Here is a 3,356-nt window from a genome sequence, read left to right on the forward strand (position 1 = left end):
GGGTTCAGTCCGAGGAGAAGGCGGCGTCGAAGGCGGTGGCGGGCGGGGTGATGGCGTTGAGCTTGCGGATCACGGCCAGCGCGTCGGGGGCGCCGACGAGGCGGTCCATGCCGGCGTCCTCCCACTCGATGGAGATGGGTCCGGCGTAACCGATGGCGTTGAGGGCGCGGAAGCAGTCCTCCCAGGGCACGTCGCCGCGTCCGGTGGAGACGAAGTCCCAGCCGCGGCGCAGGTCGGCCCAGGGCAGGTGGGAGGCGAGCCGGCCGCGGCGGCCGTCGCCGGTGCGGACCTTGGCGTCCTTGCAGTCGACGTGGTAGATGCGGTCGGCGAAGTCGAGGATGAAGGCGACCGGGTCGATCTCCTGCCAGACCATGTGGGAGGGGTCCCAGTTCAGGCCGAACGCGGGGCGGTGGCCGATGGCCTCCAGGGTGCGCATGGTGGTGTGGTAGTCGTAGGCGATCTCGCTGGGGTGGACCTCGTGGGCGAAGCGGACGCCGACCTCGTCGAAGACGTCGAGGATGGGGTTCCAGCGGTCGGCGAAGTCGGCGTAGCCGTCCTCGATCATCTGGGGGGGTACCGGCGGGAACATGGCCACGGTGTGCCAGATGGAGGATCCGGTGAAGCCGACCACGGTGTCGACGCCGAGTTTGGCGGCGGCGCGGGCGGTGTTCTTGATCTCTTCGGCGGCGTTGCGGCGGACCTGTTCGGGGTCGCCGTTGCCCCAGATGCGGGCGGGCAGGATGCCCTGGTGGCGGGCGTCGATGGGGTTGTCGCAGACGGCCTGGCCGACCAGGTGGTTGGAGATGGTGTAGACCGACAGGTTGTGCTTGGCGAGCAGTTCCTGTTTGCGGGGGATGTAGTCGTCGTCGCTGAGGGCTTTGTCGACCTCGAAGTGGTCGCCCCAGCAGGCGATCTCCAAACCGTCGTACCCCCAGCCCGAGGCCAGGCGGCAGACCTCCTCGAACGGCAGGTCGGCCCACTGGCCGGTGAACAAGGTGATCGGCCTGCTCATATGTCCTCCATGTCGCAGATTGTGAGCCGGGTGGTGTGTGCGCGAGCTCAGTTCGCGCGCACACCACCCGGGTGACGGGGCCCGCTCATGGGGTGTGCGCCCCACGGATGGCGGGCTCCGTCATACCTCCTCGATCGCCGTGAGACGGCTGTGGTCGGCGGCGCTGCGCTCGACCGCTTCCAGCACGCGCTGGACGTTCAGTCCGTCGTCGAACGACGGGGTCGGGGCGATGCCGGCGGTGATCGCCTCGACGAAGTCCTTCACCTCGTGGGTGAAGGTGTGCTCATAGCCCAGGCCGTGGCCCGGCGGCCACCACGCCCCCGCGTACGGGTGCCCGGCCTCGGTGACCAGCACCCGGCGGAACCCCGCCTCCTCGGCCGGCGCGGCGTGGTCGTGGAACCACAGCTCGTTCATCGCCTCGAAGTCGAAGGCCACGCTCGCCTTCGAGCCGTTGACCTCGATCCGCAGCGCGTTCTTGCGGCCGGTGGCGAACCGGGTCGCCTCGAACGACGCCAGCGCGCCACCGCTGAGACGGCCGATGAACAGGGCCGCGTCATCGACGTCGACCTCGCCCATCTCCGCCCCCGAGCCGGTGCCCGTGTCGGCCGACAGTCCGGCCGAGGCCTCGGCGACGGGCCGCTGGGTGATGAAGGTCTCGGTCAGCCCGGACACCTGGGTCAGGCGCTGGCCGGTGATGAACTGCGCGGTGTCGATGATGTGCGCGCCGATGTCACCCAGCGCGCCGGAGCCGGCCAGGTTCTTCTGCAGCCGCCACACCAGCGGGAAGTCCGGATCGACGATCCAGTCCTGCAGGTACTGGGCCCGCACGTGGCGAATCTGTCCCAGGCGGCCCTCGGCCACCCAGCGGGCGGCCTGGGCGATGGCCGGCACCCGGCGGTAGTTGAACGCCACCATCGCATACACCCCCCGCTCGGCCGCCGCACGGGCCGCCGCCGCCATCGCCTCGGCCTCGGCGACGGTGTTGGCCAGGGGTTTCTCGCACAACACGTGCTTGCCGGCCTCCAGCGCGGCGATCGCGATCTCGGCGTGCGAGTCGCCCGGCGTGCAGATGTCGACCACGTCCACGTCGTCGCGGGCGATGAGCTTGCGCCAGTCGGTCTCGGTGGCGGCCCAGCCCATCTGCTCGGCCGCCGCCGCCGTCCCGGCGGCCGAGCGGCCGCAGACCGCGGCCATCACCGGCCGGGCCGGCAGGTCGAAGAACGCCGACACGCTGCGCCAGGCCTGGGAGTGCACCCGGCCCATGAAGGCGTACCCGACCATGCCGATCCCCAGGCTCGGCCTGTCAGACTGATTCATCAAGACTCGAATCCCAACGGCAGGTACTCGGCCACGTTCTCCTTGGTGATGGTCTCGGAGGCCAGGGTGATCGACTGGGGCACCTGGTTCTCCACCAGGTCGCTCATGCCCTTGCCCTGCGCGATCAGGCGGGCCAGCTTGATCGCCGAGGAGGCCATGGTGGGGCTGTAGGTCACGGTGGCCTCCAGCACCCCCGACCCGGCCTGGATGTCGCGCATCGCGTTGGCCGAGCCGGCGCCGCCGACCATGAAGAACTCGCTGCGCCCGGCCTCCTTGATCGCGGCCAGCACGCCGATGCCCTGGTCGTCGTCGTGGTTCCAGATCGCGTCGATCTTCTTGTGCGCCTGCATCAGGTTCGCCGCGACCTTGGTGCCCGACTCCACGGTGAACTGCGCGTCCTGCTTGGCCGTCACACTGAAGCCGTAGGTCTTCAGCGCGTCCTCGAAGCCCTTGCTGCGGTCCTGGGTCAGCGGCAGGGTGGCGATGCCCTGGATCTCCAGGATCACCGGGTTGGCCACCCCCTTGTCCTTGAGCTTCTTGCCGATGTAGTGGCCGGCCGCCACGCCCATGCCGTAGTTGTCGCCGCCGATCCAGGTGCGGTAGGAGAGCTTGTCGGGGAAGATCCGGTCCAGGTTGATCACCGGGATGCCGGCGTCGGAGGCCTGGCGGGCGATCTGGTTGAGCTGCTGGCCGTCGTTGGGCAAGATCACCAGCGCGGAGACCTTGGCCGCGATCAGCGATTCCACGGCGGAGATCTGCGCGTTGATGTCGTTGGTCGGCTCGACCGGCTTGAACTCGATGTCGGAGTACTCCTTGGCCGCGGCCTCGGCGTTCTTGGCGATCGCGGCGATCCAGCCGTGGTCGGCCGCGGGCGCGGAGAAGCCGATGACGACCTTGTCGCCGGGGGCGTCGTTGCCGCCGGTCGCGGCCGGAGCCGGGGCCGGCGCCGAGGCCGCCGCCGGGGCCGGGGCCTCGTTGCCCGTGCACGCCGTCACCAGCGCACCCGCACCGATGACCGCACCGCCGA

General features: G+C 70.1%; 3 protein-coding genes. All 3 read right to left on the bottom strand.

The annotated features are described in order from the left end of the window. Positions 1-4: 4 nt before the first annotated feature. Positions 5-1,012 carry a sugar phosphate isomerase/epimerase family protein gene (locus tag ACTOQ1_RS42680; protein ID WP_440074292.1) on the bottom strand — a complete coding sequence of 336 codons (1,008 nt, stop codon included), beginning with the start codon at positions 1,010-1,012 and terminating at the stop codon, positions 5-7. A 120-nt stretch (positions 1,013-1,132) separates the two neighbouring features. Next, the gene (locus ACTOQ1_RS42685) at positions 1,133-2,329 is read right to left on the bottom strand and encodes a Gfo/Idh/MocA family protein (RefSeq protein WP_440074294.1); all 1,197 of its coding nucleotides are present in this window, start codon (positions 2,327-2,329) and stop codon (positions 1,133-1,135) included. After that, positions 2,329-3,356 (bottom strand): substrate-binding domain-containing protein (locus ACTOQ1_RS42690; RefSeq protein WP_440074296.1); only part of this gene is annotated, 1,028 nt, incomplete at its 5' end. The genes ACTOQ1_RS42690 and ACTOQ1_RS42685, both read right to left, overlap by 1 nt.

This window comes from Streptosporangium sp. OZ121 (genome assembly GCF_051918885.1).
GTDB lineage: Bacteria > Actinomycetota > Actinomycetes > Streptosporangiales > Streptosporangiaceae > Streptosporangium.

Excerpts from the sequence above, each read along its gene's own strand:
- ACTOQ1_RS42680 (WP_440074292.1), bottom strand. The coding sequence starts at position 1,012 with ATGAGCAGGCCGATCACCTTGTTCACCGGCCAGTGGGCCGACCTGCCG.
- ACTOQ1_RS42685 (WP_440074294.1), bottom strand. The coding sequence starts at position 2,329 with ATGAATCAGTCTGACAGGCCGAGCCTGGGGATCGGCATGGTCGGGTAC.